Annotated in this window: 21 protein-coding genes and 2 pseudogenes; 18 read left to right on the top strand and 5 right to left on the bottom strand. The window is 48.4% G+C overall.

Features of this window, described 5'->3' with window-relative positions; translation table 11 throughout:
- Nucleotides 1–119: 119 nt before the first annotated feature.
- The 7 genes from ACMV8I_RS20580 (at nt 120) to msrA (ending at nt 7,021) form a co-directional block, all read left to right on the top strand.
- Nucleotides 120–1,052: a sugar-binding transcriptional regulator gene (locus tag ACMV8I_RS20580; protein WP_498867045.1), complete on the top strand. Its 933-nt coding sequence runs from the start codon at nt 120–122 to the stop codon at nt 1,050–1,052.
- A 189-nt stretch (nt 1,053–1,241) separates the two neighbouring features.
- Nucleotides 1,242–2,345, top strand: a complete 1,104-nt coding sequence (locus tag ACMV8I_RS20575; protein ID WP_498867044.1) for an ABC transporter ATP-binding protein — start codon at nt 1,242–1,244, stop codon at nt 2,343–2,345.
- A gap of 49 nt (nt 2,346–2,394) precedes the next feature.
- The gene (locus ACMV8I_RS20570; protein WP_498867043.1) at nt 2,395–3,675 is read left to right on the top strand and encodes an ABC transporter substrate-binding protein; all 1,281 of its coding nucleotides are present in this window, start codon (nt 2,395–2,397) and stop codon (nt 3,673–3,675) included.
- Between the two features lie 10 nt (nt 3,676–3,685).
- Complete coding sequence (locus ACMV8I_RS20565) at nt 3,686–4,597, top strand: carbohydrate ABC transporter permease (protein WP_498867042.1); 912 nt, start codon at nt 3,686–3,688, stop codon at nt 4,595–4,597.
- Nucleotides 4,598–4,605: 8 nt separating this feature from the next.
- Nucleotides 4,606–5,436 (top strand): carbohydrate ABC transporter permease, encoded by an 831-nt coding sequence (locus ACMV8I_RS20560; RefSeq protein WP_498867041.1) that lies wholly within the window; start codon nt 4,606–4,608, stop codon nt 5,434–5,436.
- 13 nt (nt 5,437–5,449) lie between these two features.
- Entirely contained in the window at nt 5,450–6,397 is a 948-nt protein-coding gene (locus tag ACMV8I_RS20555) for a metallophosphoesterase (protein WP_498867040.1), read from the top strand.
- Nucleotides 6,398–6,472: 75 nt separating this feature from the next.
- A complete protein-coding gene (msrA, locus tag ACMV8I_RS20550) occupies nt 6,473–7,021 on the top strand; it encodes a peptide-methionine (S)-S-oxide reductase MsrA (protein WP_498867039.1) in 549 nt (182 codons plus the stop codon).
- Between the two features lie 355 nt (nt 7,022–7,376).
- Here the strand turns inward: msrA and ACMV8I_RS20545 are convergent, their stop codons facing one another.
- On the bottom strand, nt 7,377–7,691 hold the full coding sequence (locus ACMV8I_RS20545; RefSeq protein ID WP_498867038.1) for a phage holin, lambda family: 315 nt from the start codon (nt 7,689–7,691) through the stop codon (nt 7,377–7,379).
- Between the two features lie 117 nt (nt 7,692–7,808).
- Nucleotides 7,809–9,056: a glycoside hydrolase family 68 protein gene (locus tag ACMV8I_RS20540; protein ID WP_498867037.1), complete on the bottom strand. Its 1,248-nt coding sequence runs from the start codon at nt 9,054–9,056 to the stop codon at nt 7,809–7,811.
- Between the two features lie 812 nt (nt 9,057–9,868).
- On the opposite strand from ACMV8I_RS20540, the gene ACMV8I_RS20535 reads away from it, so the two are divergent.
- The 3 genes from ACMV8I_RS20535 to ACMV8I_RS20525 all read left to right on the top strand — a co-directional run bounded on the left by ACMV8I_RS20535 (nt 9,869) and on the right by ACMV8I_RS20525 (nt 12,686).
- Nucleotides 9,869–10,069 carry an ogr/Delta-like zinc finger family protein gene (locus ACMV8I_RS20535; RefSeq protein WP_498867036.1) on the top strand — a complete coding sequence of 67 codons (201 nt, stop codon included), beginning with the start codon at nt 9,869–9,871 and terminating at the stop codon, nt 10,067–10,069.
- Nucleotides 10,070–10,371: 302 nt separating this feature from the next.
- On the top strand, nt 10,372–11,370 hold the full coding sequence (locus ACMV8I_RS20530) for an ROK family protein (RefSeq protein WP_498867035.1): 999 nt from the start codon (nt 10,372–10,374) through the stop codon (nt 11,368–11,370).
- 140 nt (nt 11,371–11,510) lie between these two features.
- Entirely contained in the window at nt 11,511–12,686 is a 1,176-nt protein-coding gene (locus tag ACMV8I_RS20525) for an MFS transporter (RefSeq protein ID WP_498867034.1), read from the top strand.
- 146 nt (nt 12,687–12,832) lie between these two features.
- On the opposite strand, the gene ACMV8I_RS20520 is transcribed toward ACMV8I_RS20525, so the two are convergent.
- Nucleotides 12,833–13,741 carry an SDR family oxidoreductase gene (locus ACMV8I_RS20520; protein WP_498867033.1) on the bottom strand — a complete coding sequence of 303 codons (909 nt, stop codon included), beginning with the start codon at nt 13,739–13,741 and terminating at the stop codon, nt 12,833–12,835.
- Nucleotides 13,742–14,578: 837 nt separating this feature from the next.
- Between ACMV8I_RS20520 and otsB the strand changes: the two genes are divergently transcribed.
- The 7 genes from otsB (at nt 14,579) to ACMV8I_RS20485 (ending at nt 23,186) form a co-directional block, all read left to right on the top strand.
- Nucleotides 14,579–15,370, top strand: coding sequence for a trehalose-phosphatase (otsB, locus tag ACMV8I_RS20515; RefSeq protein WP_498867032.1), 792 nt, complete (start codon nt 14,579–14,581; stop codon nt 15,368–15,370).
- Nucleotides 15,367–16,794, top strand: coding sequence for an alpha,alpha-trehalose-phosphate synthase (otsA, locus tag ACMV8I_RS20510; RefSeq protein WP_498867031.1), 1,428 nt, complete (start codon nt 15,367–15,369; stop codon nt 16,792–16,794). Before otsB ends, otsA begins: the two co-directional genes overlap by 4 nt.
- A gap of 307 nt (nt 16,795–17,101) precedes the next feature.
- On the top strand, nt 17,102–18,757 hold the full coding sequence (locus ACMV8I_RS20505; RefSeq protein WP_498867030.1) for an alpha,alpha-trehalase: 1,656 nt from the start codon (nt 17,102–17,104) through the stop codon (nt 18,755–18,757).
- Between the two features lie 732 nt (nt 18,758–19,489).
- A complete protein-coding gene (locus tag ACMV8I_RS20500) occupies nt 19,490–20,227 on the top strand; it encodes a carbohydrate porin (RefSeq protein WP_498867029.1) in 738 nt (245 codons plus the stop codon).
- Nucleotides 20,170–20,922 (top strand): carbohydrate porin, encoded by a 753-nt coding sequence (locus tag ACMV8I_RS20495; protein ID WP_498867028.1) that lies wholly within the window; start codon nt 20,170–20,172, stop codon nt 20,920–20,922. Before ACMV8I_RS20500 ends, ACMV8I_RS20495 begins: the two co-directional genes overlap by 58 nt.
- Nucleotides 20,923–20,961: 39 nt before the next feature.
- Nucleotides 20,962–22,641, top strand: a complete 1,680-nt coding sequence (locus ACMV8I_RS20490; RefSeq protein WP_498867027.1) for a sulfatase family protein — start codon at nt 20,962–20,964, stop codon at nt 22,639–22,641.
- A gap of 68 nt (nt 22,642–22,709) precedes the next feature.
- A complete protein-coding gene (locus ACMV8I_RS20485) occupies nt 22,710–23,186 on the top strand; it encodes a hypothetical protein (protein WP_498867026.1) in 477 nt (158 codons plus the stop codon).
- Between the two features lie 60 nt (nt 23,187–23,246).
- Here the strand turns inward: ACMV8I_RS20485 and ACMV8I_RS20480 are convergent, their stop codons facing one another.
- A complete protein-coding gene (locus ACMV8I_RS20480) occupies nt 23,247–24,473 on the bottom strand; it encodes an anaerobic sulfatase maturase (RefSeq protein WP_498867025.1) in 1,227 nt (408 codons plus the stop codon).
- A 783-nt stretch (nt 24,474–25,256) separates the two neighbouring features.
- Here ACMV8I_RS20480 and ACMV8I_RS20475 point away from each other — a divergent pair.
- Nucleotides 25,257–25,674, top strand: a pseudogene (locus tag ACMV8I_RS20475) (recombinase family protein); the annotation flags it as partial.
- A 240-nt stretch (nt 25,675–25,914) separates the two neighbouring features.
- Here ACMV8I_RS20475 and ACMV8I_RS20470 read toward each other — a convergent pair.
- Nucleotides 25,915–26,006, bottom strand: a pseudogene (locus tag ACMV8I_RS20470) (GNAT family N-acetyltransferase); the annotation flags it as partial.

Raw genomic sequence — 26,006 nt, 5'->3', positions numbered from 1 at the left:
CAAGGGATTCAGCCCTGTGAGGAACATTGCGTTTGCCGGGCTGTTGCGCAATAATTCCTCAATCGACAATTTGAGTGTAATTCATTACTGAAAGGAATTTCAAGCTGAAAGAACCAATTTTGCAAGATATTGCAGCAACGCGCGCTATGATGCATATGGTGGCTAAGCTGCATTACGAATCTGATATGTCGCAGGTGGAGATCGCCCGCAAGCTGAGTGTCTCGACGGCAACCATCTCCAGGTTGCTGAATAAAGCCCGCGCAGCGGGCATTGTGCGCATTGAAGTCATCGGTTTATCGTCGCCGGAAAACATGACCGCCGATCTTATTGCGCGTCTCGGGCTGAAGACGGCCTACGTGATTGATGCACCGCCCAATAATGTCCTCGGTTCGCTTGCCGCGCCGCTGGCATCGATTCTGTCACAGGCTGATTTAGGCGCGGGTTCAGTGCTCGGTATCGGCTGGGGCAGGGCGATACGCGAAGTCACGCTAACCGGAATGCCACGGTTGCCGGGCGTTCTGACCGTGGCGATGAACGGCGGTATGCAGCAGGCCGCACCGCATTTTCAGATCACTGAATTCGTGCGCCGGGCGGCTGAACAGATGGAGGGCACGCCCTATTTTCTGCATGCGCCTTATATTTCTTCAACAGAGCTTCGGGATGCGTTTCTCTGCGACCCCAGCGTGCAGGAAATTATCTCTCTGTGGGATAAACTCGATGTGGCGATCGTCGGTATCGGCCTGACGCATGCGCCGAAACCGAGTGAGTCCAGCACGGCGACGCCCGGCGAGCAGGCGCTGAGCAATGCTGCGGGGGATGTTCTGCGCCACTACGTCACCGAGTCGGGCGAGATCCTGCACTGGGAAGGAGAAGAACGGATGATTGCGGCGTCTGCCGATCAGCTGCGCCGCACGCCGCTGACCATTGGCGTGGCCGCGACACCCGAAAAAGCCGCAGGGATCATCGGTGCGGTGCGCTCGGGGATGATCAACTCGCTGGTGACCGACGTCAATACCGCACAGGCCATTCTGGATCGGCTACCGGTGAATTAAACCGCTGGATTAAGCATCCCGCTGCTCACTATCAGGGCGGGATGATTATCTGTTTTCACTCTGTTTATCCCCCTGCTTCCAGGTATTTCGGGGGCTAAGGCTCGATGAAGCGTCACACAGGCTTCATAAAAAGTTCATCCAATCTCGCTACGTTATGCCCATCACTCATTGCAGAGATGCATAGCGGGCATGAGCTACTTATCACTACACAACATCAGGAAAACCTGGGGCCATAAAATTGCGCTCAACGACATCAGCTTTGATGTGGAAGAGGGCGACTTCATTGCGCTGCTGGGGCCTTCCGGCTGTGGAAAATCCACCATGTTGCGCACCATTGCCGGGCTGGAATATGCCGACAGCGGCACCATTTATTTCCAGCAGTCGGATGTCACGGCGCTGACGCCTTCTCAGCGAAAGCTGTCAATGGTGTTTCAGTCCTACGCTCTGTTTCCTCATCTAAACGTGCGTGAGAATTTGCTGTTTGGCCTGCGCGCCCGGGGTGAAGATAAACGCCACTTCGCGTCACGGTTGGCCGATGTCAGCAAGCTGATGGAGCTCGACATGCTTCTGGACCGGCTTCCGGCTCAGCTCTCCGGCGGACAGCAGCAGCGCGTGGCCCTGGGCCGCGCGGTGATCGCCAATAACAAGCTGTGTCTGATGGATGAACCTCTGTCGAATCTTGACGCTAAATTGCGTCAGAGCATGCGTCGTGAAATCCGTGGTATTCAGAAAAAACTGGGTCTTACCATGGTGTATGTCACCCATGATCAGACCGAAGCCATGAGCATGGCGGACAAAATTATTCTGCTTAACGACGGTGCCATCGAGCAGCACGACACGCCGGACAATTTATACAACAACCCGGCGACGGTGTTTGCCGCCCAGTTCATCGGCGCCCCGCCGATGAATATCATCCCGTTATTGCGCCGTGACCTGCACCATTATCTGGGCGATATACCGACCCCGGTGGTAGAGAACAGTCACGAAGATGGCCTGAGCCTTGGCCTGCGGGCCGAAGATATTCAGCTCACCTCCGCGGAGAATGGCCTCCTCATCGGGCAAGTTGTCAGCTACGAATATATGGGCGCGGACACGCTGGTGGTATGCCAGCTGGCCGCCTGTCAGGACACGCTGACCGTCAAGACCCCCGGCATGAAACATTTTGCTGAAGGCAGTCTGGTTGGACTCTGCTGGGCGACCCCTTCTCAATATTTTTTCTCGACCACCACGGGAAAGCGCTGCTACCGCGCTGAGCAAAAAATTTCACCGTTAGAAAAACGCTACGCCGTGTAGTCATCAGGTTTTTATTTGCTCACATTCATTCATTGCTGAAGGGAAAAATATGTCTTTTGCTCTGCGCTTATCACGTCTTGCCACCGCCGTCCTGCTGGTCACGGGAACGTCTGCTTATGCTGCTGATGCAGTGAAATTGCAGATGTATTATCCGATCGCCGTCGGTGGGAAAGTCAGCCATACTGTCGACACATTGGTTGCCGATTTTGAAAAAACACATCCTGATATCAACATTCAGCCGGTCTATACCGGCGATTACGCCACCACCGTTACCAAAGCATTAACCGCGTTTCGCGGCGGCAATGCACCACAGATGGCGGTCATCGGTGATATCGAAGCGTATTCACTGATCGACGCAGGGGCGATTTTGCCCGTCAGCGATTTAGCTAACGACGCAGCGGGTAAAGCGTGGATTGATGGTTTTTATCCGGCCTTTATCCGCCACATTCAGGGCAAGGTCTGGAGCATTCCTTTCCAGCGCTCAACCGTGGTGCTGTACTGGAATAAACAGGCTTTTGAGAAAGCTGGCTTGAATGGCGACACACCTCCGGCCAACTGGCAGCAGGTGGTTGATTTCGGTAAGAAGCTGGTGGTTCGTGACGGTGCCAATGTGGCCCAATGGGGTATTGAAATTCCGTCCACGCCAAACGGCTATTGGAATTTCCAGGGCATTGCTGCCACCAACGGCAGTCATCTGGATAACGGCAAGGGGACAGCGGTGACCTTCAACACGCCGTCTAACGTTGAAGCATTGCAATGGTTGACCGATCTGTCCCAGAAAGAGGGCGTATCGCCGAAAGGGGCGATTGCCTGGGGCACCACACCGCAAGATTTTATTGATGGCAAAACGGCCATGATGGTCACCACGACCGGCAACCTGACCACTGTGCGCGATAACGCGAAATTCCCGTTTGGTGTGTCGATGCTGCCTGAGAAAACCCAGCGCGGCAGCCCGACCGGTGGCGGTAACCTTTACGTCTTCAAAAACGCCACGCCTGAACAACAAAAAGCGGCGATGGAATTTATCCGCTGGGTGTCCGCGCCGGAGCAGGCGGCACGCTGGAGTATTGCCACCGGATACGTTGCGACATCGCCGGCGGCATGGGATACCGCCGCCATGAAGGATTACGTCAGGCAAGTTCCCCAGGCGCTGGTGGCCCGCGAACAGCTGAAATATTCTCAGCCTGAGCTGTCCACCTACAATAGCGTGCAGATTCAGGAGTTGCTCAACCATGCGATTGAAGCCGCGGTAACGCAGACCAAGACGCCAGAGCAGGCGCTTGAGTCGGCCCAGAAGCAGGCCGATCGTCTGCTGAAACCTTACCAATAACGGACATCGCATGAGCACTCTTTACACGGTTGCCAGTGCAGCCCAGCGCCGGGGTCTGTCTTTACAGGTTTATGGCTATCTGCTGCTGTTACCCGCGCTGGGTTTTCTACTGCTGTTTACCCATTACCCCGCGCTGGCAACGGTGTGGGAGAGTGTTTTCAGCGCAGCGCGAGGCGGAAATCCGGCCCATTTTGTCGGGCTGGATAACTACCGTGCGCTGCTGGATGACGATACCTTCCTGCTCGCTTTGCGAAATAATTTGCTCTATGCGGTCATCACCATCCCGCTGTCGGTGGTGCTGGCGTTATTGATGGCGCTGGCGGTGAACCGCCACCTGCGTGGTAATGCCATCACCCGCGCCGCATTTTTTATTCCTTCACTATTACCGATGGTCGCCATCGCCAATCTGTGGCTATTTTTCTATACGCCGCAGTTGGGTTTGCTCAATAAACTGCTGGCGCTGTTCTCAATGCCGGCGGTGAACTGGCTGGGCGACCCTCATACCGCGTTGTACAGCCTAATGGTGGTTTCAGTTTGGCGCGAAGCGGGATTTTTCATGATTTTTTATCTGGCAGCCTTGCAGCAGATTGATCCGAAACTGGCCGAAGCGGCGGAGATTGAAGGCGCATCCCGCCGCTATTTCTTCCGGCGCGTGCAGTGGCCGTTATTGATGCCCACCACGCTGTTTATTTTGATCAATGCCTCAATGAATGCTTTCCGAATCGTCGATCAGGTGATTGCCATGACCAACGGCGGGCCGGACAACAGCACCAGTTTGTTGCTGTTTTACATCTACCGGACGGCGTTCAGCTATTGGGATTTACCTTATGCCTCGGCCATGACCGTCGTGCTGCTGGTGATATTGGCGGCCATTGCATTAATTAAATTTAATCTGTTGGATAAGAGAGCGCATTACCAATGAGCCTGACGATGAACCTGGCCCCGCGCCGCACTTTTTCTGTCGGCAAATTCTGTCTGAATCTCACGATCTGGACGGCGGCACTGCTGTGGTTTTTGCCTATTTTGGTGGCTGTATGGGTGGCGATTCACCCGGCGTCTGAGCAGGGAAGTTTCTCACTGTTTGCTCCGCTCACGTTGCAGAACTTCGTTCACGCCTGGCAGGCTGCGCCATTTGGCCGCTATTTTCTCAATACCATCATGCTGGTGTTGATGATTGTTGTCTGCCAGTTGGTGCTGGCCACCATGGCGGCCTACGCGCTGGTGCGTTTTCGTCTCAAATGGTCTGGTGTGCTGTTTTCATTGATCTTATTGCAACTGATGATAAGCCCCGACGTACTGATTCTGAATAACTATAAAACCATCGGTGCGTTCGGACTAAGGGACAGTCTGTTGGGTATCGCACTGCCTTATTTTGCCTCCGCATTCGCTATTTTTCTGCTGCGCCAGACGTTTAAAAGTATTCCGCTGGTGCTGGAAGAGGCGGCCATCGTGGAGGGTGCCAGCCGCTTTTATATTTTGCGCAGGATTTATATTCCGCTGGCCAAGCCCATTTATGTGGCGTTTGCGCTGGTGTCGATCAGCTTTCACTGGAACGATTTCCTCTGGCCGCTGGTGATCACCGACTCAGTCAAAGTACGTCCTCTGACCGTGGGATTGCAGCTATTCTCAGCCCCGGAGCAGGGCGTGCAGTGGGCACTGATAGGCGCAGCGACGATCATTACGTCGCTGCCATTACTGCTGCTTTTCCTGGTTTTCCAGCGTCAGTTTGTTCAATCCTTCATGCGTGCTGGCATTCGCTAGCAGGAGTAACCCGATGACTTTTCTATCTGAAAATACCGCGCTGTCACTGTCACAACAGCAGGCGCTGGGTAAGGTCAGTACGCTTTATCAGACGCCTGAAATCCGCTCACCGTCACCTCACCGCACCACGCTGCGCTTCGGTTTGATTGCCGATCCGCAATATGCCGACGCGCCGCCTGATCTGGAACATAATCGTTATTACCGGCACAGCCTGAGAAAACTGTCTGCGGCCATCACCGAGCTGAATGCGTTGCCGCTGGACTTTGTGGTGACGCTGGGCGATCTGGTTGATCGCGACTGGTCAAGCTACGAGCAGCTGCTGCCACTGTATGATGGGCTGCACCACCCGCACGCGGCATTGATTGGCAATCACGATGCACAGGTGATCTCCGACCATCTTGGCGCGCAGTCTCCGGCCCTCGGATTGCCAAAAAGTTATTATCAATTCACGCAGCCGGGTTACCGCTTTATGGTTCTGGATGGCAATGATGTGAGCTTGTATTGCAATCATGCCAACGGTGACGATCGCCAGTTGGCCGAGTTCATGCTGGAAGATTTGATTGAATGCCAGCAATCGCAGGCTCAGCCCTGGAATGGCGCAGTCGGTGCGCGGCAGCTACAGTGGATTGAGCAAAATTTGCAGCAGGCTAAACGGCTGGGCGAAATAGTCATCGTCTTCGGCCATTATCCGCTGACCCCCATCAACAGCCATAACTTGTGGAATTGCGAAACGCTTTTGGAACTGCTTTGTGAGTATCAAGTACGGGCCTATTTTGCCGGTCATGACCACCGGGGGGGATATGCCCGCATAGGCAACACTGACTTTATTACGCTGAAAGGGATGCTCGATGGTGCCGACAGCTTGCCCTTTGCCACCGTTGAGCTGCAAAACGGTGAGATAACGATTCATGGTTATGGGACTGAAGTCAGCCGGGTACTGCCCGCCATGACCACTGATTGAAAAAGATGGGTTCACCGGCACTCATCGACTAGGATTAACACAGGTTAATGATGTGTTTTGAGTTCGGGAGAGAGTATGACAATCGACTATGCCATCTTTGGCGGTGGGTGCTTCTGGTGCACTGAAGCGGTATTCAAAGATGTGATTGGCGTGGAGACGGTAGAGAGCGTCTACACCGGCGGGCGCAGGCCCAACCCAACCTATGAGCAAGTATGCGCGGGTGTGACGGGTCACGCAGAAGCTATCCGCGTAGGGTTCGATGCGGAAAAACTGAGCTACGGCGATCTGCTGGATATCCACTTTGTGACCCATGACCCGACCCAGCTTAACCGTCAGGGCAACGACGTCGGCACACAATACCGCTCGGTGATTTTCCCGGCCAACGCCGAACAACGTTCTGAAGCCGAAGCCGCTATCCTGCGCGCGCAGGCGGATCAAAGGCAGCCGGTAGTCACCTCCATCGAGCCGCTGGGCGAGGTGTACGTGGCGGAAGATTATCACCAGAACTACTGGGACGGTGCCGGCCAGCGCAATGGTTACTGTATGGCGGTCATTCCACCAAAGCTACAAAAGCTGCGCAAAAGCTATGCGAACAGGATGAAGTCCCTGAGCACGGGCAGTTAACCGCAGGCACTGAACTATCTGGCGAAAGTGGGGAGGCTTATCCTTGTTGTCAATACGGCTCTGCTTCCCCGGCCCAAACTACGCTTTGCGCGACACGTGCCCTGTGGCGGCGCGGTGGGCTTTCGCCTGCGTGTCTGCACCAGCAACACTCATCTTTATCGCCTTCTTTTGTGAAGTCAGGTATTGCTATTATTCGTTGAAAAAAGCCACAAGGTGCCTTTGCTGATTGGTGATCAGATTTGCGAGGGGATTCACGAAATTCGGCGTTAAAGGTGTGGCCTGCGGGAGATCTGCGGCAGAAACTGTAGCGCTGTGGTAACCAGAGTGGTGATCGGCTAAATATCTATTTGAATGCTCACTTACCTAAAAATCTTTTCTGTATATAGGTAGACAAATATTGACTTAATTTTTTAACTCCGATAAAACCAATAATACCGCCAACTCCTACGGTGATGTTTTGTTGTACGCCAAAATAAACCATAATTGAAGCGGCTGTTAACGTGAGTGCACCACAAAGTAAACTTTCAAAAATGATGTCTGCACGCCTGCTTCCTGAATATGATGTCCTGAGTGAAGCTATTAATATGGACATTAAAACCCCGCTAAGAGAAGTATCTCCACGCCACAATGATTTTAAAAAATCAGCCAATGATGAGTAATCAAAGTTCAAAGTATAACCTTAATGAAATAATATAAATAGGGTTGTAGTAGGCGTATGTCAGTCAATGGTAATACGTCGGTAAAATACCCTCCCGTAAATAAAATTCAGGAGGGTGGCATGAAAAATTTAATTCAAAATTATATTCTTCATAGGTGGAATGTAGCCATAGTCAAAGACGCGCTCTACGTAAGAACGATCGCCCTTCAATACTATTTTCACCGTAGGGGCTTCGGTCCCACCGATTCTATAACTCCCCTCGCCGGTAGGAACATTATCAATAAAGGATGTTACCAAACCATTGGGCATCACACAGTGTGAATAAGTCTGGAAGGGTTGTGATGGCGGGTTACCTAAAACTAAACCGGAACCGTTCATTGGTGAATAGGGCCCTGTAAGATTATCACCGAAGAAACCATAAACACCGTCGGGGCCATCCAGGCCGTCTGCATAAGTGTATTTATGGCTAATCGTGAACAGATAGTATTTCCCATCCTGGAAGACGAAGTGAGGGCGCTCAGTCTGGTCGTTCACCCCGACAGCAGTCACCAGCGGCGGTAAAATATCCCATTCATCACCTGAGAGGTCTTTAGCCACGGCCATACCAATACAACCTACCTTGGTGTTTGCATTGCCAATGTCTTGATAACCAGGAGGAACGATCCCCATCTCTTTCTTGCTAATAACATGTGAACCAGCGTCACCGGCGACATTACCCTCAAATAGCATATAGAGTTTGCCATCAACGGGGTCGATGAACGGGCTGGGATCCCTAAAGTTCCAGTAAGGGTTTTGGCTTTCGGTTTGATAAATAACACCATCAGCAGAGAACAGTGATTTAACTTCATTAAAGCCGCTTAGCGTAACGCCGTCATCTGAAGTCTGAATCTTACCTTTTACTTTCACAATGGTTGCACCAGGTGTAACGCTTGTATAATAAAGGTCAATATCGCCATCATCGTTCAGTAAAATAGGTGTGCCTGCCCATTCACGGGTGGTCGGGGATACACCTTCCGCCATAACACGTCCACCAAAAATCCAATCTTTACCCGTGCGCGAGTACCAGAAACAAATTTTTGCTCGCCCATGGCGATCGGTCCAATCGCTGGTAATATCATAGTTTCCCTGTGCATCAAGATATTCTGAGTTATTAGTGTTGCGTTGAGCGGTTAATGTGAAAATAACTGACCAACCATCTACAGATACAATTGTCCCATCAAATGTTCTCAGTGGCATGGTGTCCCAAATAAATACATCTTCGCTCATGACTGGAAAGTCAGCGCTGACAATAGGTTGAGTGGTAGTTGGGTCATTTTCATTGACTTTTAAAGCATCCGCACGAGTCCAGATAGTTGGCGTATAATTGACGTTAGTCATAAGTATCCTTTGGTTAAGCGTTAATAGTGTGTGACTTATTTAAGTCGAGTTAATACTTGCATGATTAATTTTTAAGTTCATCCGTTTATTGTTGTGTGGTGGTTCTGACATTATTTTTATGCTTTTTGTAATTACATATTCTATTTTTATTGTTTGATTTTTATAAAATTAATGATGTATATGAATTTATTGTTAATGTGCAGTGTTAGACTGTTTTTTATTAACCACTTTAGGATTTAGACTATTTAACTCGTTTTTTTTACTCGATACTTTTATGATTTACTATGTAGCACGCTTCATTTTCCCATTAATTAAAAATATCATTATTCCGATAAATAAAATGAAACCGCGTTTTAGGAATATGGCAACAAGAGTTGAACTCGTGCATTTTCATACATCATTCCAGTCCTGAGTTGTTCTTTTCTCAGATATATTAGTCATGCACTTTTGGCACGGCCAGAATCACATACTTCTGATGAAAATCGAATTTGAGTAGCAGACAGTGGCGCGTTTTAAGGGATTGATTAAAGAAGCATAAAAATAATACATTAATTCGTGTTTAATTTGTTGTGCCACTGGTTATACATCTTTAAGTTATATTATTTTTAAGGTAAATAATGGATGGTGATCGCACAGCTTGATGAACAGGATGATGCTATGTCAAGGGGCTTTAAAAAAGTGCAGTATAACTTCAGTCTACATTTAGATACTCCTCTGCATGAATTACACACGTTAGATAATACTGATAAATTAGGTGACAAAACCCATTTTTTTCAATTGTTTATCCTAAGTTTAATCATTGGGGGTCACCTATGATGCGTTGCCCGTTTTGTCATCATTCAGCACATATAAGAACCAGCAGGTATCTTTCTCAACAGACAAAAGAATCCTATTATCAATGTCAAAACATTGATTGTTCATGCACGTTTAAAACGATTGAAACGGTATCTAAAATTCTTTGCAGACCAATGGAGGAAGAATCAGAAAGAAATAGCTTAATACAGGCCAATTAAGATTAATCTTATTTTAAATGTAGATTAATACAATGCTTTTACTCAACGACAGTTTGGATATTTCATCATGGTGATTATAATTAAAAAATGTAACGTTCTCATTGGGGCAATTTTTGGACATCTCACAGTTTTTGACCGGTGTGCTATGGCCTTCCGACACTTTTATTGCATTATTACCAAATAGTAGCGCGTTATTAGTTTTTGGGAGCAGGTCAGGATCTTGGGTTAGGTCACCCGGCGCATCTCCTTCCCCCACTTTATGCTAAATTACCCCCCAAATTACGCGCATCTTCCGAGGCACTATGATCACTCCGTTAAACCGTACAACCCGTGAAATGAAGATCAACAATGTGGTACTGGCTACCCATGCATTGAAATCACTGGGTTCTGCGACCAAAGCTGAGTTGGCGAGCGCGACGGGGCTGAGCATTGCGACCTGCGGAGCGGTGTTGAACGAGCTGAGCCTGAGCCGCGAAGTGTTGGCGCTGGAACGGGATATTTCTCGCGGCGGACGGCCTGCACAGCGGTATGCCTATAACCCGGATTATTTCTCGGTGCTGAGCTTGTATGCGCAGGGCAGTGATGCGGCGGCGCAGATTATCTGGACGGTGAATTCGGCTACCGGCGGGAGCCTTGCACAAGGGGAGGCGCGGTTTATGCCGCTGAATCTGGACACGTTCTATCAGCTGATCGCCCGTGTGCTGGCGGAATATCCGAATATCAGAGCGCTGGGGATTGGGCTGCCGGGCTTGGTGATGAAAGGTACCCTCGCGACCTGTGATATCAGCGCCTTTGCCGGTGTGCCGGTTGAACAACAATTGCGAGAGCGTTTCGGTATCTATGTGCAGGTGGATAACGACATGAACTATACCGCTTACGGGTTTTATCGCAGCAGCTGTGCGGGCGTCACCGCGCCGGTCGCCTATATATTCAAGCCGGAAGTGCCTTGCCTTGGTTGTGGGATGGTGATCAACGGACAGGTATTGCAGGGGGCCAGCCAGTTTGCCGGTGAAGTGTCCAATCTGCCGTTCGTCGATATGGATAAGCTCCCGGTGGCCGATGAAATGGCGAAAGTCATTGTCTCGCTGGTCGCCATTATTAATCCGGTGACCATTGCACTCTGCGGCCCGAAAATCAGTGAAGCACTACTCCCCGAGTTGATCGAACGCTGCCATCAGCATATCCCCGCGCAACACATGCCGGTGCTGACTTACCGGGCCTCGATGCGTCAGGATTATCTGCAAGGCATCACTGAGCTCACCCTAAACAACTACAATCGACACGTCGCCTTTGGCCTCTAATCTTTATCCTCCCATCGCTTGTCGTTCCTGAATCTGCGGCGCCGCCTTCTGCGCGCATTGACTTTTTTTCTTTTCTGCCAATATACTTAACACTTATTAAATGTCTTTTAATAACTAATTAAGCTGTCGGGGAGAACCTATTGTCACTGTCATCTGAAATCGAAAATACGACGGCGCACGTCGGAAGCCAGGTCAAACGAGTTGCCACACGGGCGATCTTTTTTGTCACCGGCATGGCGATGGGCCTGTGGGCGGCGCTGGTGCCTTACGCGCAGTTACGCACGCATTCAGAAGCGGGCGATCTCGGCTTGTTATTGTTGTGTCTTGGGGCTGGCTCGTTACTGTCTATGCTCGGTTCAGGGCGGCTCATCGGCCGGTTTGGCTGTCGCGCGGTGATCATCGCCTCAGTGGTGTTGTATTGCCTGATGTTGCCGCTGTTGGCCATGTTCAGTGATATTTGGCTGCTGGCGCTGAGTCTGTTCATCTTCGGGATGGGTATTGGTCTGGCGGATGTGGCGGTGAACGTGCAGGGTACGCTGGTCGAACAGGCGAGTGATAAACCGCTGATGTCCGGTTTTCACTGCCTTTGGAGTGTCGGCTGTATGGCCGGAGCCGGTGGCGGTGCTTTACTGCTGAGCGCGGGCATCACGCCGCAGGGCAGCACGTGGTTCACCATAGCGCTTGTGGTGATCATCACCGCTTATTCATACCGTGGATTGTTGCCGTTTGGCGCGCATGCAGAAGAACCGGTTCAGGGGAAAGCCAAAGCCCGACCAAACTTCCGGTTGATGTTAATGTCGGTCATGGCGATGATCTGCTTTATGGCCGAAGGCGCGGTGCTCGATTGGGGCGGCGTTTTCCTTACGCGCGAACGCGGACTGGCGCTGGAACATGCTGGCTGGGGTTTTGCGGTGTTTGCCATCGCGATGTCGCTGATGCGTATGACCGGCGATGCGATAGTCAGTGCATTGGGCCGTAAGCGGGTGTTAATTGTCGGTGGTCTTCTCGGCATTGCTGGTTATTTGATGGTAGTGCTGTTACCTGGCTGGCTCTTACCATTGTGCGGCTTTGCGCTGGTCGGTATTGGCGCGGCGAATATCGTGCCGGTATTGATTACGCTTGCTGGACAGGAAAAAGTCATGCCGGTGAATATGTCCGTTGCCATGGTGGCGACGCTAGGCTATCTCGGTGTGCTCGGCGGTCCGGCGCTGATCGGCTTTATCGCCCATCTTTCCAGCCTGTACGTCGGATTCTATGCCGTTGCGGCAGCGTTTCTGGTCATTACGTTCGGCGCATATAAATTAAAATATCAATGATTTCCGAATAACCGAGTCCTGCGAGCTTTTTCCAGTCAGCGGCTCAAAAATTACTTTTTATGTGCATACGCAACTATCAGCGTTTCAGATTATAAAAAAGCCGCAGAAAATTCTGCGGCTTGTTCTGATACCTAAAACTGGACTTATTAAACGGTACCTGTTCCGCCATCCGAGCACCAAACCTGACCGGAAGAGTAACTGTTTTCTGACGAGGCAAAAGTCACATATAAAGAAGCAATCTCAGCAGGCTGGCCGGGACGTCCCATCGGTGCATGTTCGCCGAATTTCTCAACTTTTTCCTGTGGCTGACCTCCAGAAGTCTGTAGCACAGTCCAGTATGGGCCGGGCGCTACCGCATTGACACGAATACCGTCTGCCGCAAGCTGCTTAGCGAGACTTTTGGTAAAGGCAACAATGGACGCTTTTGTCTGGGCATAATCAAGCAAATTATCACTGGGCTGGAAAGCCTGAACTGAGCTGGTGTTAATGATGGAACTGCCACGTGGCAGGTGTTCCAGCGCTGCTTTGGTTATCCAGAACATCGCGTACACATTGGTTTTGAACGTAGCGTCAAAGGCCTCAGTGGTGAGATCTTTAATAGAGTCACAAAATTGCTGACGACCGGCATTGTTGACCAACAGATCTAACCCACCGAGCTGTTCAACGGCATCATGAACCAGTTTTTGACAGAATTTTTCGTCCCGAATATCTCCCGGCAGGGGAATGATTTTTCGCCCTTCACCACGCAAGAGTTCAACAACTTCTTTTGCATCCGGCTCTTCTTCAGGCAGGTAGTTGATAACAACCTCTGCGCCTTCCCTTGCAAACGCAATCGCCACTGCACGGCCAATTCCTGAGTCACCACCGGTAATGAGCGCCTTGCGCCCTTCCAGACGCGAACTGCCTTTATAGGAGGTTTCACCATGATCAGGGACAGGTTTCATTTTTCCAGCTAACCCCGGGAACGGTTGCTTCTGCTTTTCAAAAGGTGGGGTCGGGAAGGATTCCACATGTAGTTGACTGGGGGCGGTGGGAATCAAATTTTTGCTGTTCATCTTCATTCCTTAATATCAAACTGAATGAACCCTAAAGGTAGAACAAAATCCCCAGTTTGTGAAAATTCACGGATTGTTCTGAATATCGCGGATTTAACCGCTTTCCATCAGCTTATTACCTACCGCAACCATTCCGATGGATTAAATTTCTCATCAAATGAAATGATCGTCTATCATCACCAGACATTTGTTATATTAGAGGAGAATGGCAAGTTGGCGGGTTAGGGTTTTAAATAATTTTTTTATTTTTCGGGAAATAAATCAGACATAATGTGGAAGGCTCCGCCCGCGCCGGAAAGGGCGAGATTAAACTTGCATGCGGATTTTCTGAATGAATTAACTATTATATAAGGGCTTGATGAAAAATTCATTTCGCGAACTATTCAGACTGTTCCCATATAAATATCTCTTTATATTGCATTATCCCTCATGCGCCAATGACTATTAGCGCAAACCACATTGGAGCGCGAGGTAATTATGGTATTGCACCAAAAACCAACAACAATCGATATATTTGTAAAATCTAAGATATAGTATATACTTAAATATTGCGATTTTTAATTATTATAACTTTTGCGGCACCGTGAGCCGATTTTATATTCTCAATAAGATGATTTTTTATTGCATTGAAGTGTAAGCGAACAAGATAACCATCTAATAATAACGCCTCTTACCCTGATCTTTCGCTGCATGATTATATTTCCAGATGCCTGATTTACTTATTTATTGAGGCATCAAACACCTTTCATGCGATCACAATCGAGCCACCTCATTGGGTATGCCTTCACTGGGCTGCGATGGCAGATCGCGTGATATGAAAGAGACAGGAGAATCATTTTGACTAGCTATACCAGCGTAAATACTAAAGCAGAACCCCCCCTCCCCGCAGTAGATGACGGGCTTTACGCCTTCTTTTTTGATGTCGATGGCACGTTGGCAGAGATACGGTCAGAACCCGATGCAGTAACTATCCCTTCTGCAGTTCGTGACAACTTGCAGGCACTATCAATCGCCTGTCAAGGGGCGTTAGCATTGGTTTCTGGCCGCCCGATCCAACAACTAGATAAACTGACTGAGCCTCTAAAATTGCCGATGGCAGGAGTTCATGGTGCTGAACTGCGTGATGGAGAAGGCAACCTACAATGCGTCACGTTGCCAGCGGAAGTCGCCGTGCCTCTGCAACATATGTTAGAAAAAGGCATGGCCTCCATGCCTGGCACATTATTGGAAGGGAAAGGCATGGCCTTCGCGCTGCACTACCGGCAGGCGATGCCATTTCAGCAGCAGGTATTGGAATTAGCAGAAGCCGCCGTGGCACAGTTTCCGCACCTCACGTTGCAGCCAGGTAAGTGTGTGGTAGAAATAAAACCGCACGGCAAAGATAAAGGCGTTGCGATAAATACTTTTATGCAGACTCCTCCTTTCGCCGGTCGCATTCCGGTTTTCATTGGTGATGACTTAACGGATGAACAGGGATTTTTGGCAGTGAATGCCATGAACGGTATTTCGGTGAAAGTGGGAGAAGGCTCCGGCCATGCCCTGTACCACCTCAAACAGGTAGCAGATGTGCATCATTGGCTTGAACAGCTATTATTACAAACTCATGTTGAGAAAGGGACACACTTATGAGCCGCCTGGTTGTAGTATCAAACCGTATCGCTATTCCGAATGATTCCAAGCAGAGCGCTGGCGGGCTAGCTGTAGGTATTATGGATGCACTGAAAAATACCTCGGGACTATGGTTTGGCTGGAACGGTGAGATTAGTGAAATATCCGGTGAAGACGAAGATGACTTAGATATGGTGGAAAAAGAGGGCATTACTTATGCCTCTGTTCCCCTTAATCAAAACGATTATGACCTGTATTATTGTCAATTTTCGAATGCCGTCCTGTGGCCAGCATTCCATTACCGTATTGATTTGGTCGATTTTCAGCGTGAAGCTTGGGAGGGTTACTGTCGGGTCAATGAACTGCTGGCCAAAAGGTTACAGTCGCTAATTAAGCCAGACGATATCTTGTGGATCCATGACTATCATTTGCTTCCCTTTGCCGCGGCTTTGCGAAAATTAGGCGTAAATAACCGCATCGGACTCTTCTTGCATATTCCCTTCCCGACGCCGGAAATTTTTAGCGCAGTACCGACACATGAACAACTGTTAGAAATGCTCTGTGAATATGATTCGCTTGGCTTCCAGACGGAGAGCGATCGGACCGCATTTCTCGATAATCTTGCCCAAATTACTCTGTTCCAGCAAAAAGGAGATCAAATCCATCATGCTTTCGGTAATAGCTTTATGACTGGGGTTTATCCGATAAGCATAGCGCCGGACAGTATTAAAGAGATGGCGGAAGGGCCACTGCCGCCAAAAATGGTGGTGATGAAGGAAGAGCTGGGTGATGCAAAAAATATTATTTCCTGTGAACGACTGGATTACACCAAAGGGTTGCCGGAGCGATTTCTCGCTTTTGAAGCCTTGCTGGAGAACTATCCGCAGCATCGGGGCGGTAAGGTTCGTTATTCGCAAATTGCCCCAACCTCACGTGGGGATGTGCAAGCCTATCAGGATCTGCGCCACCAGTTGGAAATGGAAGTGGGACGGATTAATGGTAAATACGGCAGCATGAACAGCACGCCGCTGTTTTATCTCAATCAGAATTTCGAACGCCGTTTACTGATGAAAATATTCCGGCTGACGGATGTCGGATTGGTTACGCCGCTGAGAGATGGCATGAACCTGGTGGCGAAAGAATATGTGGCAGCGCAGGATCCGGAAGATCCGGGTGTGCTCGTGCTATCGCGATTTGCAGGTGCTGCCAATGAGCTGACCTCTGCGCTGATCGTTAACCCTTATGACCGTGATGAAGTAGCGGCGGCGCTGAATCAAGCACTGAACATGCCACTTGCCGAACGCCTGTCGCGCTATAACGACATGATGGAGGTATTGCGCAAAAATGATATCTCCCATTGGGGTGAACATTATTTAAAAGATCTTCAGGCTATGACACCACGCAGCAGCGAACAAAAGACGACCGCTAACGTGTCTAATTTCTGACGGTCCTCATTCAGGCAGCATTTCGAATTATCTGCTCTTCCTTTAGCCCCGCTCGCCGGGGCTATTCATATATTCATAAATCGTTGCAAATGAAACTTGTTCCGTGTCGGCGTTCCCCCTTCGTCTGAATATTATTTTTTTTATTTAAAACAAATAATTAGCCGATATAAATTCTCTACGAGAACAATAAAGCGTGATCATCAGCACAGTTTTTGAATGTATTGATTAAGTGGATGTCTACACTTAGCACAGAGACACGCGGGAAAGATCTCGTCTATTTACTACGCAATGCAGAGGTTTGTAGACTATGCACAACTCTAAATTACAGGTTAACGAACCAGCGGAGTTCCCTCTCAGCACCCATAGTCACTATGAGGTTGAACCCTCGGAACTGATACTGGATAAAATGCTCGACGCTGAGCCACAGCCAGAGATGATCGAAGGGATGCCGCCTTCCGATGCATTAACACCCGCGGATCGCTATATGGAATTGTTCGAACACGTACAGTCCTCGCGAATTTTTGCAGACAGTAAAACATTTCCTGACTGCTCGCCCAAGATGGATCCATTGGATATTTTGCTTCTTTATCGTCGGACACGAAAAAAGGACGATTTTGACCTGCACGCATTTGTTGAGAAATATTTCTGGCTGCCGGAGAACCATGGTGGGGAATATGTCTCCAATCCAGGGGATACGCTCAAAGAGCATATCGATAATCTTTGGCCGGTGTTAACTCGTGAGCCTGAGAGCCATATTCCTTGGTCATCATTACTCCCCTTGCCCCAAGCCTATGTAGTGCCCGGCGGTCGTTTCGGCGAAACTTATTACTGGGATTCCTACTTCACCATGTTGGGGTTAGCAGAAAGCGGCCGCAACGATCTGCTACGCACGATGGCGGATAATTTTGCGTGGATGATCGAAACCTACGGACATATTCCCAATGGTAATCGCACCTATTATCTCAGTCGCTCGCAACCGCCGGTATTTGCCTTGATGGTGGAGCTTTTTGAAGAAGATGGCATACGTGGTGCTCGGCGCTACCTTGAGCATTTGCTGAAAGAATATGAATTTTGGATGGATGGCGCTGAATCGTTGACACCTAATCAAGCCTACCGCCATGTGGTAAAAATGCCAGATGGCGCGCTGCTTAACCGCTATTGGGACGACAGGGACACGCCGCGCGATGAATCCTGGCGCGAGGATGTCGAGACGGCAAAACTCTCCAGCCGCCCTGCAAATGAAGTTTACCGCGATCTGCGGGCTGGAGCAGCTTCTGGATGGGATTATTCATCGCGCTGGTTACGTGATGCGCATCGTCTTGCCAGCATCCGCACCACCCAGTTTATCCCGATAGATCTCAACGCTTTCCTCTACAAACTGGAGAGCGTCATCGCCAATATCTCTGTACTAAAAGGAGATAGAGAAACGGAGGCACTCTTTCGCCAGAAGGCCGACGACCGGCGTACGGCGGTTAATCAGTATATGTGGGATGACGAAGAAGGATGTTTCCGCGATTATGACTGGCATCGTCAGCAGATGGCGCTGTTCTCTGCCGCCAGCGTTGTTCCGCTGTATGTCGGGCTTGCCACCCATGGTCAGGCTGACCGGCTGGCTGAAGCAGTGCGCTTGCGCTTGCTTACTCAAGGTGGAATTCTGGCAACAGAATATGAGACCGATGAACAATGGGATAAACCCAACGGCTGGGCACCGCTGCAATGGATGGCAATTCAAGGCTTTAAACTGTATGGCAATGATGCGCTTGGCGATGAAATTGCGCATAGCTGGCTAAGAACGGTGAATGACTTTTACCAAAAGCACCATAAGCTGATTGAGAAATATCATATTAGCGGCGATGTACCACGCGCAGGTGGCGGCGGTGAATACCCACTGCAAGATGGCTTTGGCTGGACCAACGGCGTTGTCCGTCGTTTGATTGGGCTTTATGGTGAGAAGTACGAATAAGCGGGAACAATAATCCGTCGTCGTAAAACCAGAAAGTCACTGCGTAACACTTAAGAGCTAACAGTTCGGTGCTGTTGGCTCTTTTTATTGCATAAAAGCGCGAACGCAATCGATTGATTCAATAAAGGAACATATAATACAAACACTTCAAATCACAGATCCAACAACATCCTAAATGACAGTTATTAGAAACAAATTTGGATCAAAGTCACATTTCCTAATATTCATTCTTTATATCTCGAAGCTAAATGGTACTTTATACCTAAATAACGGATTGTTACTGTATATACAGGCAAAACCAGAGATTGTGCATTTAGTATTTGCAATGCTAAATGCACAATCTCTGGTTTTTTTGTTTTTTATTTTCAGGGATGGAATCAATGAATATGACCAAAAATTTAAATAATAACGTGATAATAGTTATTGATAATAATAACAACAATCAATAGCGGCAATAGCACACTTGAACGCCGTAAAAATAAAAGCTTCAACGGGTATGAAGAGGTCATCAGCACCCGTGATGCCAGCCTAAAATAACGATTATTACCCGTAGAGGCTGATGGGGATTTAAATTTGGGCCCCATTTTTATAAATACGGGTGTTAGGGATGACATTATTTCCCCCAGATTCAGGATTGACGGAGAGTTGGCGGTCTCTTATCACCTGGCGGAATAAAGAGTTAATGGACAGGGTAGAGCTTACTCTACTTATTACAATGCAAGGGACATGAAAATGAATAAAAAAATGGCGCACTTTTCGTTATCTCTGATAGCACTCTTACCCGGTCTTACCTTTGCCGATACATCCAGGTTACAGGATTATTTTCCTGTGGAAGATCGTCTGGCGAAACTCGAAGCCGATAATGATAAACACAAGGATTTTAATTTCGCTGGGTATTTTCGCGGCGGTTGGGAAGCCGCTTCCAGCGGGACTACCAACGCCACCGTCACAGTCGGCAAAGGTATCAGCGCGTCAGGCATGAGCTATGAACGGCCCAACTGGGCACAAGGCGCGCTGGGTCGCTACGGTAACGAATTCTATGGTTGGTACGACCTGATCTTCTCGCAGCGTTTTTACAATAAAGACGGCGTGTCGATGAAAGCGGTGGTGCTGCTTGACGGCTCCATTGATATGAATAGCAGCAACAATAACTTCGCTAAATCCGACGGTAACGATATCTCTTTCGGAAAAATGTACCTTGAAACCAAAGGGTTGGTGCCTAACCATCCGGAAACCATTTTCTGGGTAGGCCGCAACCAATTGCCGGCGAAAGAGATCCTGATGTTTGACTGGAAATATGCTTACACCGCGGAAGGCGGCGGCGCAGGGATCCAGAATCTGAAAATAGGCCCTTGGCGGTCGGACGCAATGACTATAAGGTCTACAAAGCCAATCTGTCAGGTAGCACCAGTGTGTCCAGTAATACACTACAGATGCGTTATAACAACATCAAACTGGCACCAGACCTGACACTGGGCTTCCACGGTGATTACACCATGGCAAACCCATCGCAGTCTCAAAAAGATCGCGCCGCCGCAGGAGAGTTTTTCGATCTGAAAGATTCTTTCCTGGCGGGGACTGCGCTGAAAAAGACTGAAGAAGATAATAGCTTTAATGAGCTGGTCTTTCAGGTGGCTAATAATGGTATGGCTACCAACATGACCCGCATTCATGGTGCCAATCCCTATCTCGGCCACAGCGATAACTATTTTGGAGAACAGAGCGGTGGCATCCTCTACCGAGCAATTACGCAAGGTGAAAATTTTATTGGCGATCACTTCGGGGTTGTTCACGCCATTGCATTCGGAAAAGCCAGTGACATTGTTGACCCAGAAACCTTTGCACCACATTCTGATATAACTTATTTCCGTTCAGCGATCCGTCCGGCATATATCTGGAAGAATTTTAATCAGACGGGTGTGGAGTTGGGGTATTTTAAGCAGAATAGTAAACAATATGGTCAAACACTGACTGAGTCAGGTTATAAAGCCACTTTTTTCCATTCAATTCGTTTTGAAAAAAGTAGCTTTGGTTTGCTGCCTGAAATCAGATTCTACGCTACCTATCTGAAAGCGGTCGATAATGAACTCGATAATGTAGTATTTGCTGACAACAAGGATGATCAATGGAAATTCGGTATTTCAGCGAATGTGGTGTTTTTCTAACGCCATGAAATTATTCAGGACGAAAGCAAGGAGAAGTATATGAAACGAAGTTTATTATCTGCAATGATCGGTATTTCCTGTCTGGCGTCGACTGCGGTTGGAACGCTGGCGTATGCGGCTCAGGAAAAGCCTAATATTGTTTATATCATCGTTGACGACCAGCGTTATGACGCGATGGGATTTGTAAACAGTGATGCAGTGACGCCGAATATGGACGCCATAGCGAAAGAGGGCACCTATTTTAAAAATGCCTTTGTCACGACGTCACTTTGCGGACCAAGCCGCGCCAGCATCCTGACAGGAATGTACGCTCACAACCACGGCATGGTGGATAACAATAAAAACGACAACGTATACAGTCTGGACTTCTTCCCCCAGCGTCTTAAGCAGGCGGGATATCAGACCGCCTTCTTTGGTAAATGGCACTTTGGTGGTGTGGAAAAAGAAGCCAAGCCAGGGTTTGCCGGGTTTGATAAATGGGTCGGTTTTATCGGTTCCAACGCTCAGGGCAACTACTACCCGATCAACGAGTTTGGTGGCGCGTCTGAGCTGAATGTGGACGGCAACGTCGTGAAGCAAAAAGGCTATATTACCGATGAGTTGACCGACTATGCCGTGGACTGGCTGGATCGCCGTGATAAGTCCAAGCCTTTTATGCTCTATTTAGGCCATAAAGGTGTGCATGCCGACTTCCTGCCTGCACCACGTCACATCGGCAAGCTGAAAGGTAAAGTGTTCAAAAAGCCGGACTCCTGGGTGAACAATGCGGAGAACTACGCCGGGAAACCCCGTTGGGTGAAAGATCAGCGTAATAGCTGGCACGGCATCGATTTCCCGTATATGGAAAACCTGGACTACAACAAATGGTTGCAGAGCTACTATGAAACGCTGATGTCCGTCGATGACAGTATCGGTCGCGTACGTCAGTATCTGAAAGATCATAACCTCGATAAAAATACCATCATCATGGTGATGGGCGACAACGGCTTTATGTTCGGCGAGCATGGTCTGATCGATAAACGTAATGCATACGAAGAGTCGATCCGTGTACCCTTGATTGCCAGTGGTCCGGGCTTCGATGCTGGTCGCGTGGTGAACGATGTGGTCGCTAACATTGATATCGCGCCGACCATTCTTGAAGCGGCTGGACTACAAAAGCCGAAAGAGTATGACGGTTCCAGCTTCCTCTCCCTCGGAACGGGTAAAGAGCCTGCTGAGGCGAGAAGTAAGACTTTCGTCTACGAATATTTTTGGGAATATAACTTCCCGTACACGCCGACTACCTTCGCGATCCGTGGCGAACGCTATAAATACATCAACTACTATGGCGTGTGGGATACCGAAGAGCTGTACGATCTGCAAGAAGATCCGAAAGAGATGCATAACCTGATTAATTCCGACGATCCGGTGATTGTGAAAATTAAGCAGAATCTGCGTCAGGAGTTGTTTGCCAAACTCGGCGATCACAAAGGCAAGAACATTATTCCTTATAACGCCAAATTGTCTGAAGGGGTTGTTCAGCGTTATGACGATAATGGTAAGGGCGTGAAATCTGCCGACTTCCCGCAGAACTGGATGCGTCCCTATGGCCCGAAAGACAAGTATGTCGGGTTCCTGCCGGACACCCCGGGGAAAGCAGAGCAAGTGCAAAAAATGAGTGAAATGATGGGTAAAACCCAGGACTTCATCAAAGAAAACGACATGAAAGAAAAGAACTAAACGAAGCCAGAAAGCAGAGGAGGAGCGAACAATGCTCCTCCTTTTTCTGCTTTTACAGGAAAGAGAAAATGCACCTTAGCCGCATACTATTTGCACTGATCCTATCGCTGTTTGCTGGCGTCGCCCTCGCCGACAATACTGACCAACTGACGCAGTCGCTGGCGCAGAAAATGGGGGTGCCGGAGAAATATCGCAAAACCTCTCTCGTGCGGATGATCCCCTTCGCGCAGTATCCGGAATCGAAATTGGTCTTCAATCGTTATAACGGTATCACCTTCGATGACCACGGTAGTTCGCTGCCGTTTGCCATGTTCCTGTCACTCGCCTCTGCCGAGACGCTGGAGAAATTCTACGATAAGCAACTACCAGGCTTCCATAAGATCCGCCACGGCGATTCAACACTCTGGTTTGCCGGCGAGGTGAAAACCATTGTTAACTTTCCGGTGGATCACATTGATAAAGTCTGGGTAGCGTTGGAACCCTTTGTCGTCGATGGAGTGAAAGTGATGCTGGTTAAAATGCATTACCGATTGGCGCAAAAATAAGTCGAGTTTTTACATGGGCGGGCATCGCCCCCGCCGCAACAAGGCAGCGGGGAGGGAAATTTAATGTGGGCGTCGGTCGAAATTTTTCATTTCGCGCTTGATGCGGGCTGGCGTAGTTCTTTGCTGTAGTCGTCTCAGGATATGCTGCATTCTGGGCACCACGTGATGCAGGTGGATCGCAAAACCATCACAGAGATAATTTTTGGTTGGCTTCCCGTCGCTCGACAATTCAAAGCGGTGCTTAGGGCAGCCGCCATTACAGACGGATTTTACCGGGCAGGTCAGGCATTCCTTGCTGATATGGGTGGCTTTACGCTCGCCAAACTCGATATTTTGCGACGAATTTACCATTTCAGTGATTTTGTGCTCGTTGATATTTCCAAGCTTATTTTCCGGATAGACAAAATGGTCGCAGGAATAGACATCACCGTTGGATTCAATAATTAAATTTCCACCACAGGTTTCGTTAATAATACAGACACTTTGTGCACCATTTATTTTGGCAAGAGTTTGCTCAAAATTCATCACAAAGATCTGGCTGAGATCGTTGGCCGACCATTCATCGAATATCGTATTAAGGAATTCCCCCCAGGCAGGAGCCGGAACAGACCAGGCTTCCACCGCACACTGACCGGAGAAATCTGGTTTAATCAGCGTCAGTCCATTTTCATCCGGGCGGGCAGCGCGACGTTCAATTAAAGGGATGAATTGCATATAGCGACTGCCGATCCTTTTTAAAAATCGGTAGACATCTAAAGGTCGCTTAACGTTTTCTGCATTCACGACCGTCAGGGTATTAAATTCTACCTTATGACGTTTCAGAATATCAATGCCATTCATGACGCTGTCGAAGGTGCTCTTTCCTGAGCGGGTTAGACGGTGGGCATCATTGCTGATACGATCGCCATCGATGGATATTCCCACCAGGAAATTATGCCCTTTAAGAAATATCGCCCAGTCGTCATTAATATTAATGCCATTGGTTTGAAAGAAGTTATTGATGGTTTTCTTGCCCCGGTACAGAGCCTGTAATCGGACGACTTCCCGATAAAAATCAACTCCTAGCATCGTCGGTTCACCACCTTGCCATAGGAAGTCAACGACATCGGCATGTTGTGCTGCAATATTTTTCTTGATGTAATTTTCCAACGTCAGATTATCCATTCTCCAGTTTTTCTTTCTTTCCGGATATAGATGCTCTTTCTCAAGATAAAAACAGTAGGAACAGTCGATGTTGCACACCGAACCGGAGGGTTTGGCCATCAGTTGAAAGTTATTAATTTTCATTTTCCGCTCTCATCATACATATTTAAAAAAACCTGACATCAGTTGACGTGTAACACATCAACTGATGCCAGGTTTCGCCCTTAAATGGTAACGATCTCCTTTAAATATACCTTAGGATGAAAAAAACAAAAGGATAGATGTCGCATAATGACATTATAATATCCTTAGCATAAACACTCTCAGTAGTAATGCTAAGTTCTTAGGTTAGACTCCTATTATCGGCACCATAAAATATTTTAAAATAAAAAATAATTAGCATTGTTTAATAATAATCCGAGATGACAATAAGTCATTATTTTGAATGAAGTGTAACTCTAAAGATAAGAAAAAAGTATAAAAAAACTGGCGTTTTACGGCCAGTTTTTCAGAATGACAACGGTGCGCGGTGATTTTCCGGCACGACGACTACGTGATCAACGCATGGTAACGCAATACCCATACAGGTATAAGGATTAGAAAAGTAGGAAACCCTTGCTGGGTTAGGCCTACAGTCGCATATGATTTTTTTCCAGAGTTTTTATTCGACAAATTGCACCCTTTCGACAGTAGTAAAAATAATCCATTGGGGTCGTAAATTGGATTATGTACATACGTATGTCTTAGCCTGCCTAGGTGAATTGCTGGATATCTTCATCACCCATGATTCACGACCTTCATGATCTTATCATTGCCTCTAGTGACTTCCTGACCGGATAGCCAACCTAAATTCCCGCTTTTTATGAATGGCGTTTTTTAATTTTTCCGCAGAGAGTCTCCTTCTCTTTCATCAAGGCCTATATCTGGCTGCTTGTTCGTATGGAAAGTGGGGATGTGCTGATTGTCTCTAAGCTTGACCGCCTGGGACGAAATGCAATGGATATCCGAAAAACAGTAGAACAGTTGGCCGCTTCAAATATTAGGGTTCATTGCCTGGCTTTGGGAGGGGGCTCTCACCAGCCCGGCCGGGAAAATGACCATGCTGTTCATTTCCGCCGTGGCAGAGTTTGAACGAGATCTACTACTTGAACGCACGTATTCAGGCATTGCACGTGCCAGGGCTTCAGGCAAACGTTTTGGTCGTCCGCCCAACCTGAGTGAGCAAGAAAAACATATAGTTACAGAACGTATTAATGCCGGGTTCAGTATCAGCGCTATTGCTCGAGAATTTAATACTACCCGTCAAACCATACTCCGGGTAAAAGCAGGGCAGCAGCAAGCCTAAACGTAAATACTACTTCAAAGCTACCTGCTAAATGTCTGCTCTGTGCCCAGGCTGTGTGAAAACACTTTTTGGTCGCAGATACTGCCATAAATGCAGATGAAACCGTGCTCATACGTAAAAATTGACTCAGCTAAGCAATCGATCAAAGTCAGATTTTACGTATACGCGAGCACTTCAGTTTTTGGTCAGGGTTTTCACACAACCTGTGCCAGAAGCGGACGTCAGATCTAATTAATACAATCAGCGCAATGCCTTTGAGAAACAAACAGCTTCTGTCCTACCCATATATGGGCCGTAATTCTCAATACGGATATAACCATTTTTCTCGTAGA

The organism is Ewingella sp. S1.OA.A_B6, from assembly GCF_049889095.1.
Taxonomy (GTDB): Bacteria; Pseudomonadota; Gammaproteobacteria; order Enterobacterales; family Enterobacteriaceae; genus Ewingella.
Note: the sequence above shows the minus strand (reverse complement) of the source record. Positions and strands in the feature narration are given on the sequence as shown.